At 44.2% G+C, this 20066-nt stretch carries 19 protein-coding genes; 6 read left to right on the forward strand and 13 right to left on the reverse strand.

What is annotated here, in order from left to right; genetic code table 11:
• Positions 1–126 precede the first annotated feature (126 nt).
• Positions 127–354: a helix-turn-helix transcriptional regulator gene (locus ICL07_RS23190; RefSeq protein WP_188090426.1), complete on the reverse strand. Its 228-nt coding sequence runs from the start codon at positions 352–354 to the stop codon at positions 127–129.
• Positions 355–667: 313 nt separating this feature from the next.
• Here ICL07_RS23190 and ICL07_RS23195 point away from each other — a divergent pair, with 313 nt between their 5' ends.
• Complete coding sequence (locus ICL07_RS23195) at positions 668–937, forward strand: hypothetical protein (RefSeq protein ID WP_188090427.1); 270 nt, start codon at positions 668–670, stop codon at positions 935–937.
• 482 nt (positions 938–1419) lie between these two features.
• On the opposite strand, the gene ICL07_RS23200 is transcribed toward ICL07_RS23195, so the two are convergent.
• The 12 genes from ICL07_RS23200 to ICL07_RS23255 all read right to left on the reverse strand — a co-directional run bounded on the left by ICL07_RS23200 (position 1420) and on the right by ICL07_RS23255 (position 11893).
• Positions 1420–2802 (reverse strand): phage/plasmid replication domain-containing protein, encoded by a 1383-nt coding sequence (locus ICL07_RS23200; protein WP_188090428.1) that lies wholly within the window; start codon positions 2800–2802, stop codon positions 1420–1422.
• On the reverse strand, positions 2802–3056 hold the full coding sequence (locus ICL07_RS23205) for a hypothetical protein (RefSeq protein ID WP_188090429.1): 255 nt from the start codon (positions 3054–3056) through the stop codon (positions 2802–2804). Before ICL07_RS23205 ends, ICL07_RS23200 begins: the two co-directional genes overlap by 1 nt.
• Before the next feature lies 1 nt (position 3057).
• Positions 3058–3627, reverse strand: a complete 570-nt coding sequence (locus tag ICL07_RS23210; RefSeq protein ID WP_188090430.1) for a transglycosylase SLT domain-containing protein — start codon at positions 3625–3627, stop codon at positions 3058–3060.
• A gap of 8 nt (positions 3628–3635) precedes the next feature.
• Positions 3636–4745 (reverse strand): hypothetical protein, encoded by a 1110-nt coding sequence (locus ICL07_RS23215; RefSeq protein WP_188090431.1) that lies wholly within the window; start codon positions 4743–4745, stop codon positions 3636–3638.
• Complete coding sequence (locus ICL07_RS23220) at positions 4723–5208, reverse strand: hypothetical protein (RefSeq protein WP_188090432.1); 486 nt, start codon at positions 5206–5208, stop codon at positions 4723–4725. Before ICL07_RS23220 ends, ICL07_RS23215 begins: the two co-directional genes overlap by 23 nt.
• A gap of 59 nt (positions 5209–5267) precedes the next feature.
• On the reverse strand, positions 5268–5648 hold the full coding sequence (locus ICL07_RS23225) for a hypothetical protein (RefSeq protein WP_188090433.1): 381 nt from the start codon (positions 5646–5648) through the stop codon (positions 5268–5270).
• 46 nt (positions 5649–5694) lie between these two features.
• Positions 5695–6072: a hypothetical protein gene (locus tag ICL07_RS23230; RefSeq protein ID WP_188090434.1), complete on the reverse strand. Its 378-nt coding sequence runs from the start codon at positions 6070–6072 to the stop codon at positions 5695–5697.
• 5 nt (positions 6073–6077) lie between these two features.
• Positions 6078–6518, reverse strand: a complete 441-nt coding sequence (locus ICL07_RS23235; RefSeq protein WP_188090435.1) for a hypothetical protein — start codon at positions 6516–6518, stop codon at positions 6078–6080.
• A 4-nt stretch (positions 6519–6522) separates the two neighbouring features.
• Entirely contained in the window at positions 6523–7503 is a 981-nt protein-coding gene (locus ICL07_RS23240) for a hypothetical protein (RefSeq protein ID WP_188090436.1), read from the reverse strand.
• A 1426-nt stretch (positions 7504–8929) separates the two neighbouring features.
• A complete protein-coding gene (locus ICL07_RS23245) occupies positions 8930–9331 on the reverse strand; it encodes a hypothetical protein (protein WP_188090437.1) in 402 nt (133 codons plus the stop codon).
• A gap of 1143 nt (positions 9332–10474) precedes the next feature.
• Positions 10475–11266 (reverse strand): SDR family NAD(P)-dependent oxidoreductase, encoded by a 792-nt coding sequence (locus ICL07_RS23250; protein WP_188090438.1) that lies wholly within the window; start codon positions 11264–11266, stop codon positions 10475–10477.
• 45 nt (positions 11267–11311) lie between these two features.
• A complete protein-coding gene (locus ICL07_RS23255; protein WP_188090439.1) occupies positions 11312–11893 on the reverse strand; it encodes a TetR/AcrR family transcriptional regulator in 582 nt (193 codons plus the stop codon).
• 128 nt (positions 11894–12021) lie between these two features.
• On the opposite strand from ICL07_RS23255, the gene ICL07_RS23260 reads away from it, so the two are divergent.
• The 5 genes from ICL07_RS23260 (at position 12022) to ICL07_RS23280 (ending at position 20034) form a co-directional block, all read left to right on the forward strand.
• Positions 12022–12618, forward strand: a complete 597-nt coding sequence (locus ICL07_RS23260; protein ID WP_188090440.1) for an RNA polymerase sigma factor — start codon at positions 12022–12024, stop codon at positions 12616–12618.
• Between the two features lie 84 nt (positions 12619–12702).
• Positions 12703–13728 (forward strand): FecR family protein, encoded by a 1026-nt coding sequence (locus ICL07_RS23265; protein WP_188090441.1) that lies wholly within the window; start codon positions 12703–12705, stop codon positions 13726–13728.
• 108 nt (positions 13729–13836) lie between these two features.
• Complete coding sequence (locus ICL07_RS23270; protein ID WP_188090442.1) at positions 13837–17271, forward strand: SusC/RagA family TonB-linked outer membrane protein; 3435 nt, start codon at positions 13837–13839, stop codon at positions 17269–17271.
• Between the two features lie 19 nt (positions 17272–17290).
• On the forward strand, positions 17291–18871 hold the full coding sequence (locus ICL07_RS23275; RefSeq protein ID WP_188090443.1) for a RagB/SusD family nutrient uptake outer membrane protein: 1581 nt from the start codon (positions 17291–17293) through the stop codon (positions 18869–18871).
• Positions 18872–18900: 29 nt separating this feature from the next.
• Complete coding sequence (locus tag ICL07_RS23280; protein WP_188090444.1) at positions 18901–20034, forward strand: TlpA family protein disulfide reductase; 1134 nt, start codon at positions 18901–18903, stop codon at positions 20032–20034.
• Positions 20035–20066 lie beyond the last annotated feature (32 nt).

Below are 20066 nucleotides of genomic sequence, written 5' to 3' on the forward strand. Positions count from 1 at the left end.
ACTAGGTTACCTATTCTGATTCGGGACTTAACGAGTAGAAACAAACAATGTTACTATACAATACTTAATATCATCCTGCACAGCTATTCCTTAATAGTAGCCACTCTCCGGCCTATCTAAGGCGTCTTAATCTTTCCGTTTATTATCGACGATTAACGAACGTACACTTACATTTAGAACTTCCGCGATCAGCCAAAGTGTTGCCAGATCCGGTTGCGCGTCGTTCCGACACCAGGCTGTCACGCTGTTGTATGAAATCTTTTTTCGTTCATTGATGCGATTAAATAAATCCTTTTGATTCAGCCCGGCTTCAGCCAAAACCGCCCGAATACGATTTAACAGTACTTTTCCCATTTTCTTCAATTGGATTCACAAAGATAACCACATTTAATTTATTGTAAACCACCAAAATACAAAGTTCAAATATAAATATTTACAGTTGAACCATAATTTTACACAGTTTATCTTTGTATTTTAAAAGTTTAACTTACATTTACTATAGTTACCTGAAACAACACACCACAACGCGAAGCCGCCAGTAACCACATACTACGGCAATAATGGTAGTATGTTCAGTAACCCACTTTTTCCATAAAAAACATGTGCGGGGTATCTACCCCGTACAACTTATAAAGCATCAATAAATATAAATATAAAAACCTAGATCATGAGAAAAAAGAGACCTGTAAAAAATCTATTGAGCGTTGTTAATGAATGCCTAAATGGTTATGCAAACTTTTTCAGAACACGCGTTTGCGAAGAATGCAGATTTAGCACACCAACATTTTATCGAAAGTTACGAAGCATTGACCAGGTAAAAGATGGTAAACTAGTGGAGGTACTAACAGGTGCTGAAACAAGCAAAATCAGGGAATTGGTACGCGAAGTAAGAGACCGATTTGTCGGGGAGCTTGACCATTTAATTAAAGCATACTAAAGTCTTCAACCATCCATTAACCATCCATTAACCATCACTAACTCGAAATTTTCGAGTATTAATCGTGTGACTATCAAGTCACCAGGTTTCAACCTGGTGAATCCCTTTACCTTTCAAAATACCTCACAGACCGCAGAAAATGGCCAATGTAACAAACCGGGGTTTTTACCCCGGTTTTTATTTTATATACCTCTATTACTTAAATAACCTCTTCTACCCAATCATACCAACTTTTAGTCCATAGACGCCCCGAGGAATCTCTACAAAGACATCCAGGTTTTGTACTCACTACAGATGTACCATCTGGCAAATAATCCTGAAACGGCAATGTTTGAAGGTGATCTCGTTTTTGAAACTTACGTCGTCTCCCGGGTAAACAAAAATACCCACCATCAGAAATGGTATAAAGCAGAACTAAATTATTACTCATACAATTGTTTTATGAAATAATAGATTTCTATCCTTATTACAGAAATTTACGTTTAATTCAAATATCGACCAAAATAATATCTATAATCAAGATAATCCAATGGCGGCGCTGGTATTGCCGTATTTGCGCTATACTCGCTAACCCCTATTTTCTTCAAATCATCCTTAATGCGGTAGTAGGTAGATTTGGGTATCAACTTAGCCTTATATAATTCCTGCAAATTAACGTACTGACTTAAGACAGCAAGTATCACCATTCTACTGTTAACCAGTTCAGAGCCTACCTTCTTACCATCATAAGCCCGGCGGATTTTATTTTTAAGCTCACAGCTTTTGTTATACTCCGAAATATTTTCAATAACCTGTCCTATGCTCATTTTAACGTTCAACTGATACTGCTTAACACGCGCCCAAAATTGCTCATACAAGATGGAAAAAATACTATAATCAAAACTTACATTGTAGTTGTCCTTATATAGTTCAAAATTCCTTCTATTGCTATTGTAGGAGTCGTAGTCACTGGCAAGGCTAAACGTTTTTTGCTTAGTCTTAAAATATGAGTAGTACTTACTGAAACCCATAGTTACAAAGGCTTTTAGAACTTTATTAACTGGGTGAGTTTGTATATCTATTCTGTTACCTCGCCGCTCCGAATCAAAAAAGTAGCTATTGAACAGGTAGTTAATGTAAGACAGCCTAAAGGTCATCTCATAGCGGAGAATTTTATCCGATACCTCTTGAAAATATCCCAGGTCATACCCCCTACCGTTACCAGACTTAACCAGAGCCTTATAATCATGCTTCGCAAATTCCGTGCCCTTGTGATAAATTTTAAACGAGTAACGGGCCGTTACATACATCAAGGAGGTTTCATAAGACCTGTAGTTATTCTGGCTTTTACGAGCATACTTAACTAGCAGTGTTTTTTGATGATCGAGATACTGTAAAGCATCAGACTTACTGTTAAAAAACTGATTATAACAAAGGTCAATCCGTCTCACCTCCATGTCCTGGGCTTCTGGTAGCTGTATAAAGTATTCTCTAGCAAAATCAAAAATATACCGGATAAAGAAACTAAAGGTCACACTACAACTTTGATCGTAGTAATCGACAAATTGAAACAAATTTGTTCCGTACTGGGTTTTGGGCAAAGAGAAATTGAAATCTACGTAATTGCCTTGTACATTAACCACGTAAGATACGCTATAATGGCTACTGGGAAGATCAAGACTACTACGCTTATTAAGAGGGATAATATTATTATTGTCATGGTAGATAAGAGAACGAATAAAATTGCGGTTACCAAGTACCTCGCCAGTTGTCTCATCAATAATATAGGCTTCGCTAACTGAATCCCTTTTAATGGTATATAACTGTTCATAAAGCATGTTATATTTTGAAATATTGTTAATACGAAGATGAATTGTATCTATCATTACTCACGGTTTAAAATATATGCTTTTCTAATATCCATCCACAACGAATAGGTAAGACTAGAAAAAGAAGCGGACGTTTTAGCTCCGGTTTTATCTACCTCATAAATGACGACATTAACCGGCTGATACTGTTTATAAAAAACTGTAGCCTCATAACGCTTTCCAAGTATGTAGATGTTTTCTTTTTTTTTGAAAGTACCGTGCTGAAAGTTCGCTACACGGCTGTTTAATGCGAATTGTTTAAATGCCTCCATCTTAGAATATTTTACTACGTGTCAAAGACAATAACAAGACTGCCAAAGGAATAAGAAGTAACGGCCATTTACTTGTACCACCAGGAGAATCACTCACCTTTACACCTATACGTTTTTCAAGGTAGGCTTTTACATCATCCCGCGTTATTTTGCCATCCTTGTTCATGTCCATTCCCTTGTTTGACGCATACATCGAATCAGGTAACGCAAAATCTTTTCCTTTCCGTACCATAGCGGGATAAAACACCAGGATATAGCAATCAACCACGCTTTTAGGGACACCGTAGACAGATATTTGTACTTTGAAATATTTCTCTACATAATCGAGCTGCTGTACATTCGACATTTTCAAAAGCGCATCAGCACTGGTTCCCAGGGATTTAGCCGTAGATCGGGTAAATTGAATTAACCCTACGGCCCCAATACTATTAACAGCTATATGGCTAAGCCCGGATTCAGAGTACATAACATGTTGTAACCATTCCGACGGAATGCCTAAACGGCCCGCAATTTCAGCGAGCCGTTTAAAGAATTGTTCTGTATTGGTCTTCACCAAAGATTTATATTCCATATTGAAATTTATTTTAATACCAAAATCCAGGAAGATCCTGGAAACTTGATGAATGTAACACGGGCGTCACCTATGGCGGAAATTTCTATCCTTTCCACATAACCGAAGGCTTTACCTGGTGAAGGCTGTAAGGAAATCCGATGGGTACCAGTACCTCTAGGGATAGTCACATCAACGATTGCATCAGGATCACCGGAGCCGCTACCAGGTTGAACCCCATAACAGTAATTAAGGCCAGCACTGGTATTCGTAACGCAACGAGCAATTTTAAACGTAACATCAAAATCGAACTGATATGGCAATGTAAACTCTACTACTGTGCTGTTATAGATATCATCCTGATCCGTCAAATAGGCATTGACAACTATCTCCCGAAGAGGCTCTACTGTATTACGGTACAACGTGACGTGTCTTTCCACGTCCTGGCTACTATCAAAATTAAACACCTGGTCAAAACTGGTGTAAGGTATGCTCACCCCCTCGCCTGCCGCCGCTTCCCTACTTTCCAAAAAAGTATTATCAGGAACCGGAACACCAGGAACAACGGATGGGCTAAACCGAATACTCGTAGGGCCGCGTAAAATACGTATTCCAATATCCCAATCAGAATTAGGCGAGGTATTGGGTACCCGGTAATTATTGACATACACCGCCAGCTGTACACCTGTCCGATTGTGTAACATCAGTTGAACAGTTTGCGGCTCTGGTGGCTGAGAAGGAACGTAAAAGTCTGGCATTTTACCGGTATCCTCTATCTGTATACGATACCCAACAAAATGAACATACACATCAGGAACAGGGTTTTGCAGAGTTATAGCATTAGCCAAAATTAAGAACTGGTCAACCTCATAACTGAAGTTCTCCCACTTCACAACGATCATTGAATCGTTGGTAAACGTTACCGTCTGGGGAGTATCTCCATTTTTGCTGACCAAAAAATAACCATAGTACAAGTACCACCGCCTTTCTTCCAAACTTTGCAATCCAGCTTTATTAAATGTCCTGGTAAACGAATAGGGTATAATATTGGTGATCTTCTTATTAGGACTTACCAGCGTTACCAGGTCGTTGATATATGACTTTTCAAAAACAAAGTTATTTATTATCTGCGGGAGCATATGACAACACAGTATTTAATAAGGCAATAAAATCGCCTGTTTGCGACCGATCTTGGTCGAAGATGCGTTCTACATGCTGGATCAAACTACCAGACGAAAAACCTACACCAAAAATGTCAAAGTCGATCCTTTCGGGCAATTTTCGTACGCCGTAGGCTTGATAAATCAAGGACATATCAGAAACAGAACGAGGTACAGTACTACCCTTAAAAAGCGCCACAATTCTATCTTCGTTGCTATCCTTAACAATAGCATGATTAAAATTCTCCCATATCTGATTGGCAATAGCGACATGAGCAGCCGACGGTTTACCTATTCCTTTCGCTGTATTTTGTTCTGCCAGCCGTTTAAGTTCTGTAGCGGAATCCAGGGCAAACGCTTTCTTTTTAAAAAAAGTGTTGTATACTAAAAATCCACCAGCAGCAAAAAGAAGTACTTTAATTATTTTTTCTCCATTAACCATAGCATTAAAATTTAAAAGGTGCGGGAGTACCCGCACCCCGAACAGTGGGTTAACAATTGTTAATAATCGTCGTCATCCTCATAGTCATCCAAATCACCCAAATCGTCCGGCCTATCAGAGCCGGCAGACCTATTCCAATAGTCTTTAATTTTTGGGACTACGACAATAAACAGGATCGCAAGAGATGTGCGAAACCACCAGGATTCAGATGCGATTACAACGCGGTCGATTACCGACACTTTTTCCATTAATGCGGCCTTGTCATCCGTCTCAATGCTGGAATCGGATTGTACATTATCGTTATGGACTTTTTTCCGAAAACTGCCCTCCTTTGCCTTATTATAGGCAGCTGTAGCATCCAACTTTAGCGAGGATTTAGTTTCTTGGTCCATAGGCGCAAATCGGTCGATTATTCCAAAAAGAAAATCTATTACTCTCATGATAATTTGAATTAAAATAAAATGGGGGCGCAGCCCCCAATATTGCCTACCTTCTTTTTGATAGGAGAATAAGTAAAACACCCACCGCCGCCAGCGGTAACCACGAGGGTAATGGCGGATTCTTTGCGGTGACGGTGACACCTGGAATATTGCCCACCATACCACCTGCTGAATTGTGAGTATAAACAATACTGGTAGCGGGTTGTTCGGGTTCGGGCGCTGGTGTTTTGGGAGGTGGTGGTTGTTGCGCCTGTATGCCGGCCATAATAGCCTGTACACGTTGTCCGGCCTCACTATAGTAAGGCGTTGTGGCGGTGTTAATGGCACCTCCGGCGGCTTGCGTAACGGCTACAACTTTACCACCAATTTTAAGCACCTTCCCCACTACTTTTAAAACGCCGCCAATGGCAGCAAAGAAAGGCATTTACACTACTTTTTTAAAAGCAACAGAACGGCCAAGCCAGCGCCTACCCATACTAAGGGGCTAACGCCCACTTGCGCCTGTACCGGAACTTGTGGCAGTTCCAGGTTAAGCCTGGCCTTTCCGTTTTCGTCAACCTGGATCGGCTGCCAACCTGGGGAGGACGGAGCATCAGGATCAGAACTAGAACCGTTACCCAATAGGCTACCAACAACATTTTTTGTTGTTGTAGTAACCTTATTTTCGGTGGGTGGCGCTACCATCATAGGAGTACCGCCAGCCGCGGCGATAGCCTTCGCCTCTTTCATCAGTTGGCGGTTAGTTTTGGTCTGTCCGACTTCAATACGGCTCATACCTTTGCCCAATAAACCACCAGAAACGGCACTACCGACACCACGTAAGAGGTTACCGAAGAAAGTACCACCGGCTTTTTTAGAAAACAGGCCCATAGTACTAACTTAGTTTTGCGGGAAGGGAGGCCAACTTTTCATTAATATGCTTAACCTCTCGCTCCTGGCTTGCTACAATAGTATGAACGTCTGTTTCCAAACGTCGGCAGACAATATAGTTCTGACTAGCGTTAACCTGCTGACCATCGAAGCTAATATCTAACGAACACTGGTCAACCTCTATGCTCGATTGCCCACCATTGAAGATCATACAGGACTGCGGAAAAGGCGGGAGATACTTATACGTTTTACCTGTTCCCGTATGTTCATCAGGAGGGGTTAAAGACGTGGTAAATCGATAGTTCATTGCAGCCGGGTAATGAATCAAATTGCGAATCATCAGCTCGTGGAAGTTCAGGCTCAAATCAAATCTATCAGATGACAACTGCAAATTATTTACCACTGGTTTTTCCCAATCAGTTCGATCAAAATTCAAAAAAGCGATTGACAAAACATTATCTCCCAGGTTATAATTTTCCTTGGTGGCCTGGCTCTGCACAACATTTGAAAACAGGAAAGGAATACCAACCTCATAAGCCATAGCTGGATTTATAGCATACTCTATATAACTCAAACTTTCATCAACATTGCTTGAGAATGCGGACTTACTAACGGTTACCTCCGTGTACAATTCGTCATCACCTTTCAAATTCAACGGTACTCCAAAATCAAGGAAAAAATAACGCAAGTTCTGGCACTTGGTTGATGTTCCTGGTACCTGTTTATAAAAGCCGAAGAAAAATTCATCCTGTCCTCTCAAGAGGGTACTAAAAGCACCCAGGAGTAACATGTTATCCTGAACTATCGTATAATTCCGGCCCGCTCTACGCAAAATAACTTTGATATTTACCTGCCTGGGATCGAAGTCATTCATCCCAAGAAATACATTATTTTCCTTGGCTTGCAAGAAAATACTAAACATAAACCCGTCAATTGACCGGGCGCGGGTGGTCATTTGGCGCGATTCGCTATACCTAACAATCATAAAGAGCGATTTTTAATGAAACAATAAATCGTAATTACAGAAGCAATTATCTGTAAGTACAACACTACCTTACCCATCCTCATTTAAACAGGGATGTTACTTTTTGAAAAAGCGGCTGCAGCTTATTGCGGAAGACAAACGCCAATCCACCGAGCAGAAACAATGTAGGGATACTTAACCCTAAAATAGAACTCCGTCTACGACCAACATGTAAAACGCTTCTATGTGAACGCGATGAGTGAAAACGACGGCGAAAGAAGCGCCGACGGCGACGATGAAAACGAGCCATAAAATATATTTTTTATGTAGATGTTCCCACTACCGGGACAAGTTGCACCATGTTATAGGCACTGGTGCAATTAATGTGAGGAAGTAGCCAACCTCAAAATAACTTCTCTCTTAATTGATTCGTCTGCGGAGAACAACCAAATGAATTGCCTTAACAATTCGTCCGGTGTCATCTTGAGAGAAAGCGCATGCGAAGCGAAGCGCGAGAAAGATTCTTCATCGATGTAAAACACACACCGAGTAGCGTTAGAAACAATTACAGTCCTTTTAAGACTTAAACAACCTAATTTCTGTACTTTAACATCAGTACCAGGTTGCCAGCTTGCCTGGGCGTTATACGCCGTTTTTTTTTCGCTCATAAATTTTTCGATGTATTAATTGTGTGAGGAAAGAAACAACAACCGCCATCAATCCTTTTATTAGCTCATGGGTAAGATCAGTACTAGAACCCAGGTTAGTAGCCAAAGAATCAACCGTATTGTTAGACATTACTAAAAAACTACTCAACGCTCCGGAAAAGAGAAACTTTGTTTTGTCTAGCATTTTTAATCGTTCTAATGTACTTTTTAGACACTTCTCCGTAAATGAGAACATGAACCCATCCAGGGCGGCAGGTGTCTAAATAATGCCTAAAATTGGTAATATTGGTTATGTGTCCATAAGACACATATTTAACAGCGTTAGGCAACTGCTGTTTAACTATGCAAATCATGCTATACGTGCTTAGTAAAAAGAATACAGACGTTAAAGAAACCCGCCTGCCTTAATTTGTCCTGGTGGCACAAAGCCTGCCCATACGTAAATACGGACGCTAAGGAATGATCCTTTGTAAAAAAGTAATGTTTGACCAGGAAATCGTAATAAACAAAGAGGCGGCTATTTGCCGCCTCTCCTTCGCTACAAATAAGGAAATACATTTATTTCAGGGAAATGGTCTATACCGATTTTTCGAGCAAGTAATAATTCTACGTGCCTAGCGGCCTGTAAATCTTTATCCAGTTCATCAAGATAATTGCTTATCGGCTCACCATCGATAAAAATACGATCAGCCCTATTTTGAAGATATCCCCTAATATATTCCACTTTCTGAAATACACTAGGAATCCTGGTATACATTCCCTTATATACCTGGGTCATCCTAAACCCTACTGGTTTTGCTGTTCCCCGTTTGTTTTTCATAGTGAAAAGTGTTTGTTTCTAAAATGCGTTTAATTGTAAAATTTGATGGCGGAGCAACATACATATAAGGATTTTCAAACAACCGCTTTCGCCTATACTGTTTTACTTTAACAGTGCCATCTATCAACCTGGATAAAAGGTTATCAAACCTAATACAAGCATCAAGGTCGGCGGAACTCAAAAGCAATTGTCTTTCGCCAGCATTTTTAACAGTTTTAACATAAGCCTCCCCTTTTATAATATGGTCATCGGCTTGTGTTATAGTCTGTTTTGCGTACTCGAAACGCTTGCGGGCATCCTCGATAAGTAGGGGCATCCTGGACTTCAAAGAGAGGAAGTCATTTGTGCGCAGTTCTTCCATAGAAAAAGGTTGCTTTAACGTAAAAGAATAGCTGTCCCATATTCATGGGAAAAATGAAAACATGACGTTTTAATTATTACGGGTCAACCGAAATACAAACTCTCGGTTAGGCATTGTATAGCAGTTCAGATAACGAAAACCCTTGAGGTTATTAGAACACCACCGCAAAAGGCTTTTAGGATTGGTCACATTGCGGTATTTAGTTGGGTTACCGTCGTAAAACGCGATACAGGTATAAAGTTCTTTGGGCATTAAAATGCTACATGTTTAAGTTAGACAAAAAACATTTGCCGTGTTTGCTTTTGGGAGAATGTCCACGGCACCAACACCGGCAGCTGCCGGCCCGTTTACCTATGCAAAGTGTTCAAAATACAGATCAGTCCTCATTAAGCTAAAAAGCTGGTATGGACAAATAAAAAAAGAAAAAATATTAAAATAGCTAGAATGGACAATTAAAGAAAAGCTAAAATGAAAATTAAAATTTTCATGTCTTAACTACCTCATTCTATACTTATCTAGCAATCCGATTTACAGCTATTTCATATGAAAAATGTATCTTTAAGTATGGCTAAAAAAGCGTCTTTATTACCCTCTTCTCCCCTCTTGATTATCAACAACTTACAAAGTTGAAACCCGGGTCTCCAACTTTTTATGTTATGTTAAATAGAATAACGCCATTAAAATTGATTGTTGATACCTAAAGCCACTAAGCCGTGTTTTCGGCGGCCAGCCAGGGTGTCCTATATCCCGCGAAAATGATGCGACTCCCGGCGCTGTGAGGCACCAGACTCATTTTGCAGTCTGGTAATGCATGGAATTCGCCACTCTCCCATATTCGTTCTGTTTCGTATAACGGCAACAGCGCTGCAAAATCAGCAACGACAGACTGTTCAAAGAACAAGCTTTAGGTGGAAACGCTAGTGCGTCCCCCTATTGGGTTTTAAGCAGCAAAAAGATTAGAAAAATGTACCGGCGGGAAAACGCCGTGGATGGTGAAGTATGGGGTTACTTTTATTTAATTGCCTGCAAATATAAACAATCAGGGCCTCTTTATGAAGGCCCTGAGAATGAATTATTTCGAGTAACGCTTTAGTATATACGAAGTACGGCATTCACAATGCTTTGCCAAATTGATCAATCCAGCTACAGCGTTCTTAACACTCCACCATCGACCCTCAGCGCGGCCCCGTTGATGGCGGAAGACAACGGACTGGCGAGATACGCCGCCAGGCTGGCTATTTCAGCGGGTTCAATAAAACGCCCCAGCAAGGAGTGCGGGTTAGTGCTTTGTATAATCTGTTCCTTTATTACCCCCACCGGCTGTTGATGCTGTGCTGCCAGGTGTTCCACCGCCGCCGCAACGCCTTCCGAATAAGCAGGACCACCCAGGATTGTATTGACTGTTACTGCGGTACCTTTGGTCAGTTTTGACAACCCGTTACCCAGGGCCAGCATAGCAGCTTTCGAGACTCCATAATGAATCATATTGCCCGGTATGTTCATGCCCGACTCGCTGCTGATAAAAATAATCCGGCCTCGGTTCCGGGACAGCATCCCTTGTAATACCTGTCTGGAGAGCCTTACAGCACTCATTACATTCACCTGGAAAATATCATTCCACTCATCGTCTGTGATCTGTTCAAAATCCCTTAGCTCAAATACACCCGCATTATTGATCAGAATATCTACTGCAGGCAACTGCTGCAACAGCCTTGCTGTTTCTTCGGGGATACTGAGATCCGCTGCCCGCCCACTGACGGCTGCCGCTGGAAATTCTGCATAGAGCTTTTGCACTGCGGTGTCCACTTTAGCAGATGTTCTTCCATGAAGGATCACTTCCGCACCTTCCTGCACCAGCTGTCGTGCAATAGCAAAGCCTATTCCCTGGGTAGAACCGCTGATAAAGGCGGTCTTACCATTTAACTGTAAATCCATAAATATATTTTTGTAATGATCGTTACATAATTAAGTAAAAAATTTTTAGCGCAATATGCCTAGTTGCATTTCGATAAGCTCCTTCAGCTTTTCTTTATGGGGATGCATTCGTCTGGTAACATTAAGACCATTCCAGCAGGTCATTAAATATCTGCCTAAAACAGCAGCATCCGCGGGATTGCTTACAGTGCCTGTTCGCTGGGCTTCCCGGATGGTGTCAGTAAACATTTTTTCTACATCCTTTAATATACCAACAGCTTCTGTTTCCAGGTCGTTATCGATAAAAGCCAATGCTGTCACTGTATTGGCCACAATACACCCCTTCAGGTGTGTATGTTCGTCAGCCATTGCCACACTGCGGAAGAAGTCCCTGATCAGGTCCATCGGCGAAGCACTTTGTTTCAGTTCCTTCTTAAAGGCCTGGAAAGCCTCCCGGCGCTGCTGCAATGCCTTTGAGAAAAGTTCCTTTTTACCGCCCCTGAAAGTATTGTACAAACTGCCGCTGCCCATCTGTGTAGCATTTTGCAGGTCTTGTAAAGATGTAGCGCTGTACCCCTTTTCCCAGAATATTTCCTGGGCTTTGAGTACCACCGCATCGTTATCATACGTAGCTGGTCTTCCTCTCATTTTATTTCTGTAATGATCGATACAAAAATAAAAACTCCAATGAATCTATCCAAAATTTTCTCTTATCCTGCGTAAATATTACCCTATCAGGATAATAAACGGGAAAATTTCTATCTTTAGCCTTGCTGATGGATACGCATGACGAACGGAATATCAACATTATTTTTAATGCCCCGGATTCCTTAGCCGCAGCCGCCGCTTATAAATATTACTACCGGCAGCTGTATAACTATGGCAGGAAACTGACGGACAACAACAGTCTCATCGAAGACGCCATTCACGACGTATTTGTATCCGTGTGGCAGGCCCATAGCCGCAACCCGGCGTTAGATGCCAATAAAAGTTACGTATACAGCAGCTTCCGTCGTAAGCTGTTCCGCTATCATGAAGAGGCCATCAAACGGATGCAACGGGAAGAACGCGCCACACAAAACTCCACACCGGAGTTCGGCGCCGACCATTTCCTGATTCACAAAGAACAGGATCAACAGCTGAAAGAGAGCATTCTACAGGCTTTACAGCAACTTACTCCCCGCCAGCGGGAAGCCGTCTACCTCCGCTTCTATGAAAACATGCAGTATGATGAAATTGCCACGGTGATGGATATCTCCGTCAAAGCCACCTATAAACTGATGGCCCGGGCACTGGAAGAACTGAAACAGCTGGTTAACATCCCCTTCTATCTGCTGCTGCCAATGCTTCGGTTACTATTGATGAAACTCTGACAAAAATTTTTTGAAAAAACTTTTGTTTTCATGGGGTAATATCTCCCCGTGCTGACTTATATATCGTAAACAGCTAAAAACAGGATGCAGCCCAACAAACCGGACAATGAAAAATATAGCGTAACTACCCTGGTGGCTGATCCCTCCTTTGTGAGCTGGGTGCTGCAAGGCAATCCCGTTGCAGCCGCCCGGTGGACCAAATGGATCGCTGCCAGCCCGGAAAATGCTGCCACCGCCAATATCGCCCGGCAACTGCTGTTACGGATCGGATTTAAGGAACATGTGCCAACGGAAGATGCTATCACGGCATCATATGACAGATTTACAAATACGATAGCCGGCCTCCAACAAGCGCCGGTTCAACGGAGACGATTATACGCTGTTTTAAACTGGCGCCGCGCCGCCATCTGGACTGGCCTGCTCATCTGCGTGGGCGCCGCGACCTGGTATACCTGGCAACAACAAAACACCTGGCAGGCGACAACAGGCTTCGGAGAAACCAAACAATTACAACTTCCCGACAGCTCCAGCGTTACGCTTCGTGCCAACTCCAGCCTGCATTACCGCAGGTCCTGGAATGGACAGCTTCGTGAGGTATGGCTCCTGGGAGAAGCTTTCTTCCGCGTAAACCCGGATAAAAAAGCAGCGGCATTTGTCGTACATGCGGCCGACGCCGATGTCACTGTACTGGGAACAGCCTTTGATTTGAAACAACGGAATCATCATACAGCAGTGTTCCTCCTGTCAGGGAAAGTACGGGTTGACTTTCACGATAAAAAAATGGGTAGCAAGGTCTTGTCCCCCGGCGATTTGCTGGAATACGACCAGCAGCAACAAAAAGTTTCGGCATCCCGGAAGGACAGCAGCTATAGCAGCTGGGTACACGGTAAACTCACCCTGGTGGACGCTCCCCTGTCTGACATCATAGACATACTGGAACATAATTATGGAGAAAAAATTGTGGTGGACGATGAAAAAATAAAAGAGCGGAAAATAGAAGGTACTATATACCTGGAGAATAAAGAAGACATACTCTTTATTATCTCCAATGTGCTGGATATACAAATCAGCCGTAGAAACGATACCATGTATTTCAGTAACCGAAAATAAAAATAACAAACAAACCACCATTCAGTCCGCGTACCCACCACAACGCCAACTGCATGCAAAACAAGGAATAGCGACAGCTAACCAAAATCATATAAAACCAACTTAACGATGAGGAAAGTCTTATTCTTCCCTATGGGAATGGTATTGCTTTGCCTGAACGCCACTACCCTGCCACAACAGGCCATGGCACAGCAAAACAGACCAGTCAACAAACAGCGGCAGGAAAAAATGACCGTAGACGCGGCATTAAAGAAACTGGAAAAAAAGTATGGTGTCACCTTTGTGTACGATAGAACAATGGCCTACATGAAGTACACTGCCTTCAATCCTGATATGGCAGGCAACCAGAGCGTGGAAGATCAGCTCAAAGCGATCCTCTACCCTAACGGCCTGCTGTTTCTCTATATTAAAAAGGATTACTACGCCATTACTGTTAACAAAGACAAAGGCAATAATATTCTTCATCCGGAAGACGCTACGCCCCGAAACCAAACAGCGTCACCCCGTAACCCGCCAGATTTTACCCAGCCAGCCCGGGGACAGGTAACAGACGAAAAGGGAACGCCCCTGGAACGCATCAGCGTACAGGTAGTGGGCACCAATACCGGCGCGTTTACAAACGCAGATGGGGCATTCAATATCCCCCATGCCATGAATAAAAAACTGCTGATATCCGGTGTGGGTTATAAACCGCAGGAGGTAGTCGTTAGCAGCATGACTCCACTCGGCGTGAAACTGGTCGCTTCTTCCAAAGAACTGACAGAAGTTGTAGTAGTAGGTTATGGTGAACAAAAACGCGCCAAAGTAGTAGGCGCTGTCAGCACCATTAACAACAAGGAACTCACCGAAGCGCCCGTAGCCAGGGTTACAGACGCGTTAGCCGGACGGGTTCCGGGTTTGTTTGTTACCAAAAACAACGGCGCTCCCGGTACCGGTTCTACAGTCTATGTACGTGGTATCAGCACTACCAATAACTCCGAGCCACTGGTAGTAATAGATGGTATCCCCAACCGTAAGATGGATGACATCTCCCCTGCTGATGTGGAAACCATCACGGTCCTCAAAGACGCATCCGCCATCGCGGTATACGGCGCCAGAGCGGCCAACGGGGTTATCCTCGTAACCACCAAAAGCGGCGGCACCGGTAAACCGGTCATTTCCTTTAATGGTAACCTGACGGTTCAACAACAGACCAGACCACTGAAACCACTGGGCTCTTACGATTACGCAGTATTGTATAACCAGGCGCTCAAAAATGAGAACAGCTTCAATCCAGCTGCAGGAAAGGGTTATTCAGACGAGGTGCTGGAGAAATACAGAACAGGCAGTGATCCGGACCGTTATCCGAATACTGACTGGTACCACGATGTACTCTCTCCTACTGCTATACAACAACGATACGATCTGTCTGTCAGCGGCGGCAGCGAGAAAACACGCTACTTTGTATCTGCAGGCTACAACCAGGAAGGCGGCTTTTATCCGGCGGTAGACTTTAAACGCTATAACCTGCGCACCAGCCTTCAATCCGAAATCGCCAAAGGATTGCTGTTCGATGTTAAGATGGCGGGCATTATGTCTGAAGCGAAGAACCCGCGGCAAGGCAATGCCACCATTATGAAAATTGCGATGTCCAGCCCGCCTTTTTATGCCAACCAGTTCAGCAATGGATTGTATGGTTTTGTACCTGCGGCCAAAGGTAATATCTATCAGCAGTCCAGAGGCGCAGATGGTTACAGCCGGTCCAACATCGGGACCTTCAACGGGAACCTCTCTCTTCAATATAAGATACCCTTCGCGCAGGGCCTCTCTGTGAAAGGTACCTATGCCTATGATCGAATCATGAACTATGGTAAATCCTTCTCTACACCGTATGCCCTGTATAACCTGGATCTTAATACCGGTGAGATGAAGAAGGCCAATAATACTCCAACAGCGCCTGCGTTGACAGAGAACTACCGCCAGTCTTACTATTCTACCGGCGAATTTTCTGTTAACTATGACCGTGACTTCAAAGATCATCATGTTGGTGGCATGTTACTATATACCCAGACTATCTATGGTGAACGTTACTTCAACGCTACCGGCAATAACTTTGTATCTTCAGCGCTGGACATCCTGGATGCAGCGGACCCAACCAACGTATCTATAGGTGGTACTGCCAAACGTCAGTACAGACAAGGGCTGGTAGGTCGTTTCACCTACGACTTTCAACAGAAATACCTGCTGGAAATGAACTTCCGGTATGATGGTTCCGATATCTTCCCTCCCGGTCATCAGTTTGGCTTCTTCCCTTCTGTCGGTGCAGGTTGGGTAGTGTCTAAAGAAAACTTCTTCCCCCAAAAAGGATTGGTGGATTACCTTAAACTCCGCGGCTCCTGGGGCCAGCTGGGTAATGACCGTGTAGATCCTTACCAGTTCCTGGCTTCCTACAAACTGGTAGGTGCCGATATCTATGGTGTTAGCCATGGTTATTCCTTTGGTGGTACTACCCCGGTGTACTATCAGGGTTTACAGGCAAACGTGTTACCTAATCCGAATTTCACCTGGGAGAAAGCTGTCATGAGCAACATCGGGTTTGATATGACGCTGTGGGACAACCGGATCAACATCACGGCAGATTACTTTTACAAACGTACCAAAGATATCTTAGCACCCCGTGTACAGGCTGTTCCAGATGTTATCGGTATCGACCTGCCAGTGGAGAACGCTGGTATTGTAGATAACCGCGGTTTTGAAATCAGCGCTGGCTACAATGGCAAAGCGAATAAATTCACTTATTATTTCAGACCCAATCTGACCTTTGCCCGCAACAAAGTAGTGTATTACCCAGAGGCCAATTCTATCCCTGCCTGGCAGCGGCTTACCGGCAGATCTGTTATTATGAAACCCGCCGGCGCTACCAAAATAGAACCGAAATTTATCTCCGACGGATTGTATCAATCACAGGATGAAGTAGAGAAAGGGCCTAAACCACTGTATCCTACTGTATCTGCCGGCGATATTCGTTACGTGGATATCGATGGCGATGGTAAAATCACCAACAATGATAAGGTACTTACCGATAACGGCGGCTATCCGGAAATACAATACGGTATTGCAATGGGCGGCCGCTACAAAGGCTTTGAAGTGAGCCTGCTGTGGCAGGGTGCTGGCAACGTACAGGCCTATGTGTATGGCGCCTATGCCTTCCCCTTCAACGCAGACGGCCATGCCCAGGAAATGCACAGGAACTACTGGACACCGGACAATCCCAATGCAGCTTTCCCACGCTTGTCAATTGCCTACGTGAACAACACACAGGAATCTGATTACTGGCTGCACAACGCTTCCTATATCCGTCTGAAAAATGCCGAACTGGCCTACAATCTGCCTGGTCAGTGGATGCGCATCGCGGGCATCAAAGGAGTAAGAGTTTATGTAAACGGTAACAACCTGCTGACATTCAGCCGTCTGAAACAAATAGATCCGGAAGCGGCAGCTTATAACACCATTGCCTATCCGATTATCCGGAGCTACAATGCCGGCATTAACATTCAAATGTAAACACTCAACAAGCGTCATCATGAAAAAATATGCATACCTGCTTTTGTTTACCGCCTATTTCCTGACGGCCTGCCAGAAAGGCTTTCTGGAGAAAGGTCCGCTGGACAGGTTCACCGACGAGACCGTATGGAAAGACAGTGCCCTGGTAAACCTCTATGTAGCTAATATCTACTCCGGTATTATCTCTGAATATGACAGAGCCGGCGACGCGCTGTCTATGAGCTACACCGACGAAGGCGAAGCAAACCGCCCTTACCTGGATTGTCAGCTGGTAAATTTTGCGCAATACAACGCTGCTACCGGTGTGTTCTCAAGCTCCTGGACCGACAACTACACCAGCATCCGTAAATGTAACACCCTGCTGGAACAGCTGCAGTCAGCCCCTTTCAGTGCTGCGCTGCAACAACGTATGCGTGGTGAGGCCTTCTTCCTGCGGGCACTGTTTTATATGGATATCTACCAGCATTTCGGTGCATTCCCGATTATCGACAAAGCACTGGGCCTGAACGACGAACTAGCCGTTCCAAGAGCTACCAATAAAGCCTGCGTCGATTTCATCCTGAAAGACCTGGAAGCAGCAGCAGCTATTCTTCCGGCTAAATACACCGATCTTGCGCAAACAGGCCGTGCTACCAAAGGCGCCTGTTATGCCATGAAGTGCCGGCTGCTGCTCAATGAACTGGATTACCAGGGCGCAGCTGCGGCGGCCAAACAGGTGATGGACCTGAACCAGTACAAACTGTTTCCTGACTTCAAATCCATGTTCCAGCCAGCGAATGACAACAACGTGGAAGTGATTTTCGACAAACAGTTCGGCAGCCTGCAAAGCAAACAAAAACATGATCTGAACAGCTATGAATATCCGCGTAACTTCACCGGTTTTGCAAGTGGTGTAAATGATCCTACCCAAAATATCGTAGATGCGTTCCTGATGAAAGATGGTAAACCCTGGGATCAATCTCCCCTGTATAATCCTGATCATCCTTATGATAACCGGGACCCGCGCCTGTATGCCAGCGTATTGTACGATGGTATCATGTTCCGGGGCGAAATCCTGGACCTGCGTTTAGGTAGCGCCGCCAATCCTACCGACAGAGGCACACCTACCGGTTATTACCTGAAAAAATTCCTGGATACGACCTATGACCTCAAAGGCTTATCTGTTCCGAATTTCAACAACTGTGTGATCATGCGCATGGGTGAAGTATATCTCAACTACGCAGAGTGTCAGTTGAAGTTGGGCAATCCGGAAGAAGCCCGTACTTATGTGAACCTGATCCGTGCCCGTGCCGGTATGCCGGAAATCTTACCGGGCGAAATGACCTGGGATAAATACGAGCGGGAAAGAACCGTGGAACTGGCCTTTGAAGGACAACGCTGGGCAGACATACGCCGCTGGAAAAAAGGACCTGAGATCATCGGTCAGCCTACCTACGGTATGGTAATAAGTGTGGTCAACGGTAAACGTACCTACACCCGTACCAAAATTGAAGACCGGGTATTTATCGCGCCGATGATGTATCTGTTCCCCATTCCGCAGACAGTGTTAAATAAATATCCAGCTGGAAAAGAATTAGTTCAGAACCCGGATTGGAAGTAAATTACAACATCAACCATTAATTAACCAGCATGAATAAAATGACAACCAGCGCCCGTATGCTGCTGCTATTCACAGCATTGAGCACAGGCGCCTATGCCCAGCAAAAAAACGTTATCATTAAAGGTACCGTTATCGGTGATACCAAAGGACACAACCGCATTGACATGTACAGCCGTAATCCTGACCGGTATGACACCATGACTGTGGTAAACAACACCTTTGGCGGCGAAACCACTTTCGATGCGCCTTACCGCTTGCTGTTTGCTTCGCAGTATGACACGAAGGTAAGAGGCGGCTATGCACCACAAGGCATTCTGATCGACAAACCCGGCACTTATCATGTAGTAGCCCGTATCGACAGCACCGGCACCCACTACTCCTCTGTAGATGGCGCTGCGCAACAGGTATACGCTGCTTTCTCCGCTGCGTTTGACAAAGTGTCTGACGCCAACGAAGCGGCGCTGAAAAAGAAATACGGTCCGGATGTTATCAAGAGCCTCTATAGCAAAACGCCGAATGAAGCCGCCGCTACAGAACTGGAAGAGATGGAAATGAAAGCCGCCAGCAAACTGGTATCCCAGTATGTAAGCAAAAATCCGGGCTCCTATGCCGCCGCTTTCATTCTGCAACGCAACAGCCGTTCACTGGATAATAAAACACTGGCTGCCCTGTATGAGCGGCTCACACCGGCGGTAAAAGCCCTGCGTGAAGGAGAAGCCGTTAAAACAGAACTCAGCGCCCGTAAGCTGAGCAGCACCGGTTCCACCCCTGCAGACTTCACACTGAAGAATGAAGTGGAAAAAGCGGTTAAACTGTCCGACTACCGCGGTAAATACCTGCTGATTGATTTCTGGGCCAGCTGGTGTGGTCCCTGCCGCGCGGCTTTCCCACATATGCGTGAGCTGTATGCACAATACAAAGACAAGAACTTTGAAATACTGAGCATCTCCACTGACCGTGATAAAGCTGCCTGGCTGAAAGCGGCGAAAGATGAAAACAACCCATGGCCGCAAGCCCATGACGACAAAGGCGAAGTATCCAAAAATACGTTCAACGTACAGGTATTGCCTACCTTGTTCCTCCTGGACCCCAAGGGTAAAATCATCGCGCAAAAACTCGAAGGAGAAGCACTCGACAAGAAGCTGAAAGAATTGCTGCCGTAGTAAAATATCAAACCAACCAATTTAAAAAAGAA

The sequence above is a fragment of the Chitinophaga qingshengii genome (assembly GCF_014529935.1).
Classification (GTDB): domain Bacteria; phylum Bacteroidota; class Bacteroidia; order Chitinophagales; family Chitinophagaceae; genus Chitinophaga; species Chitinophaga qingshengii.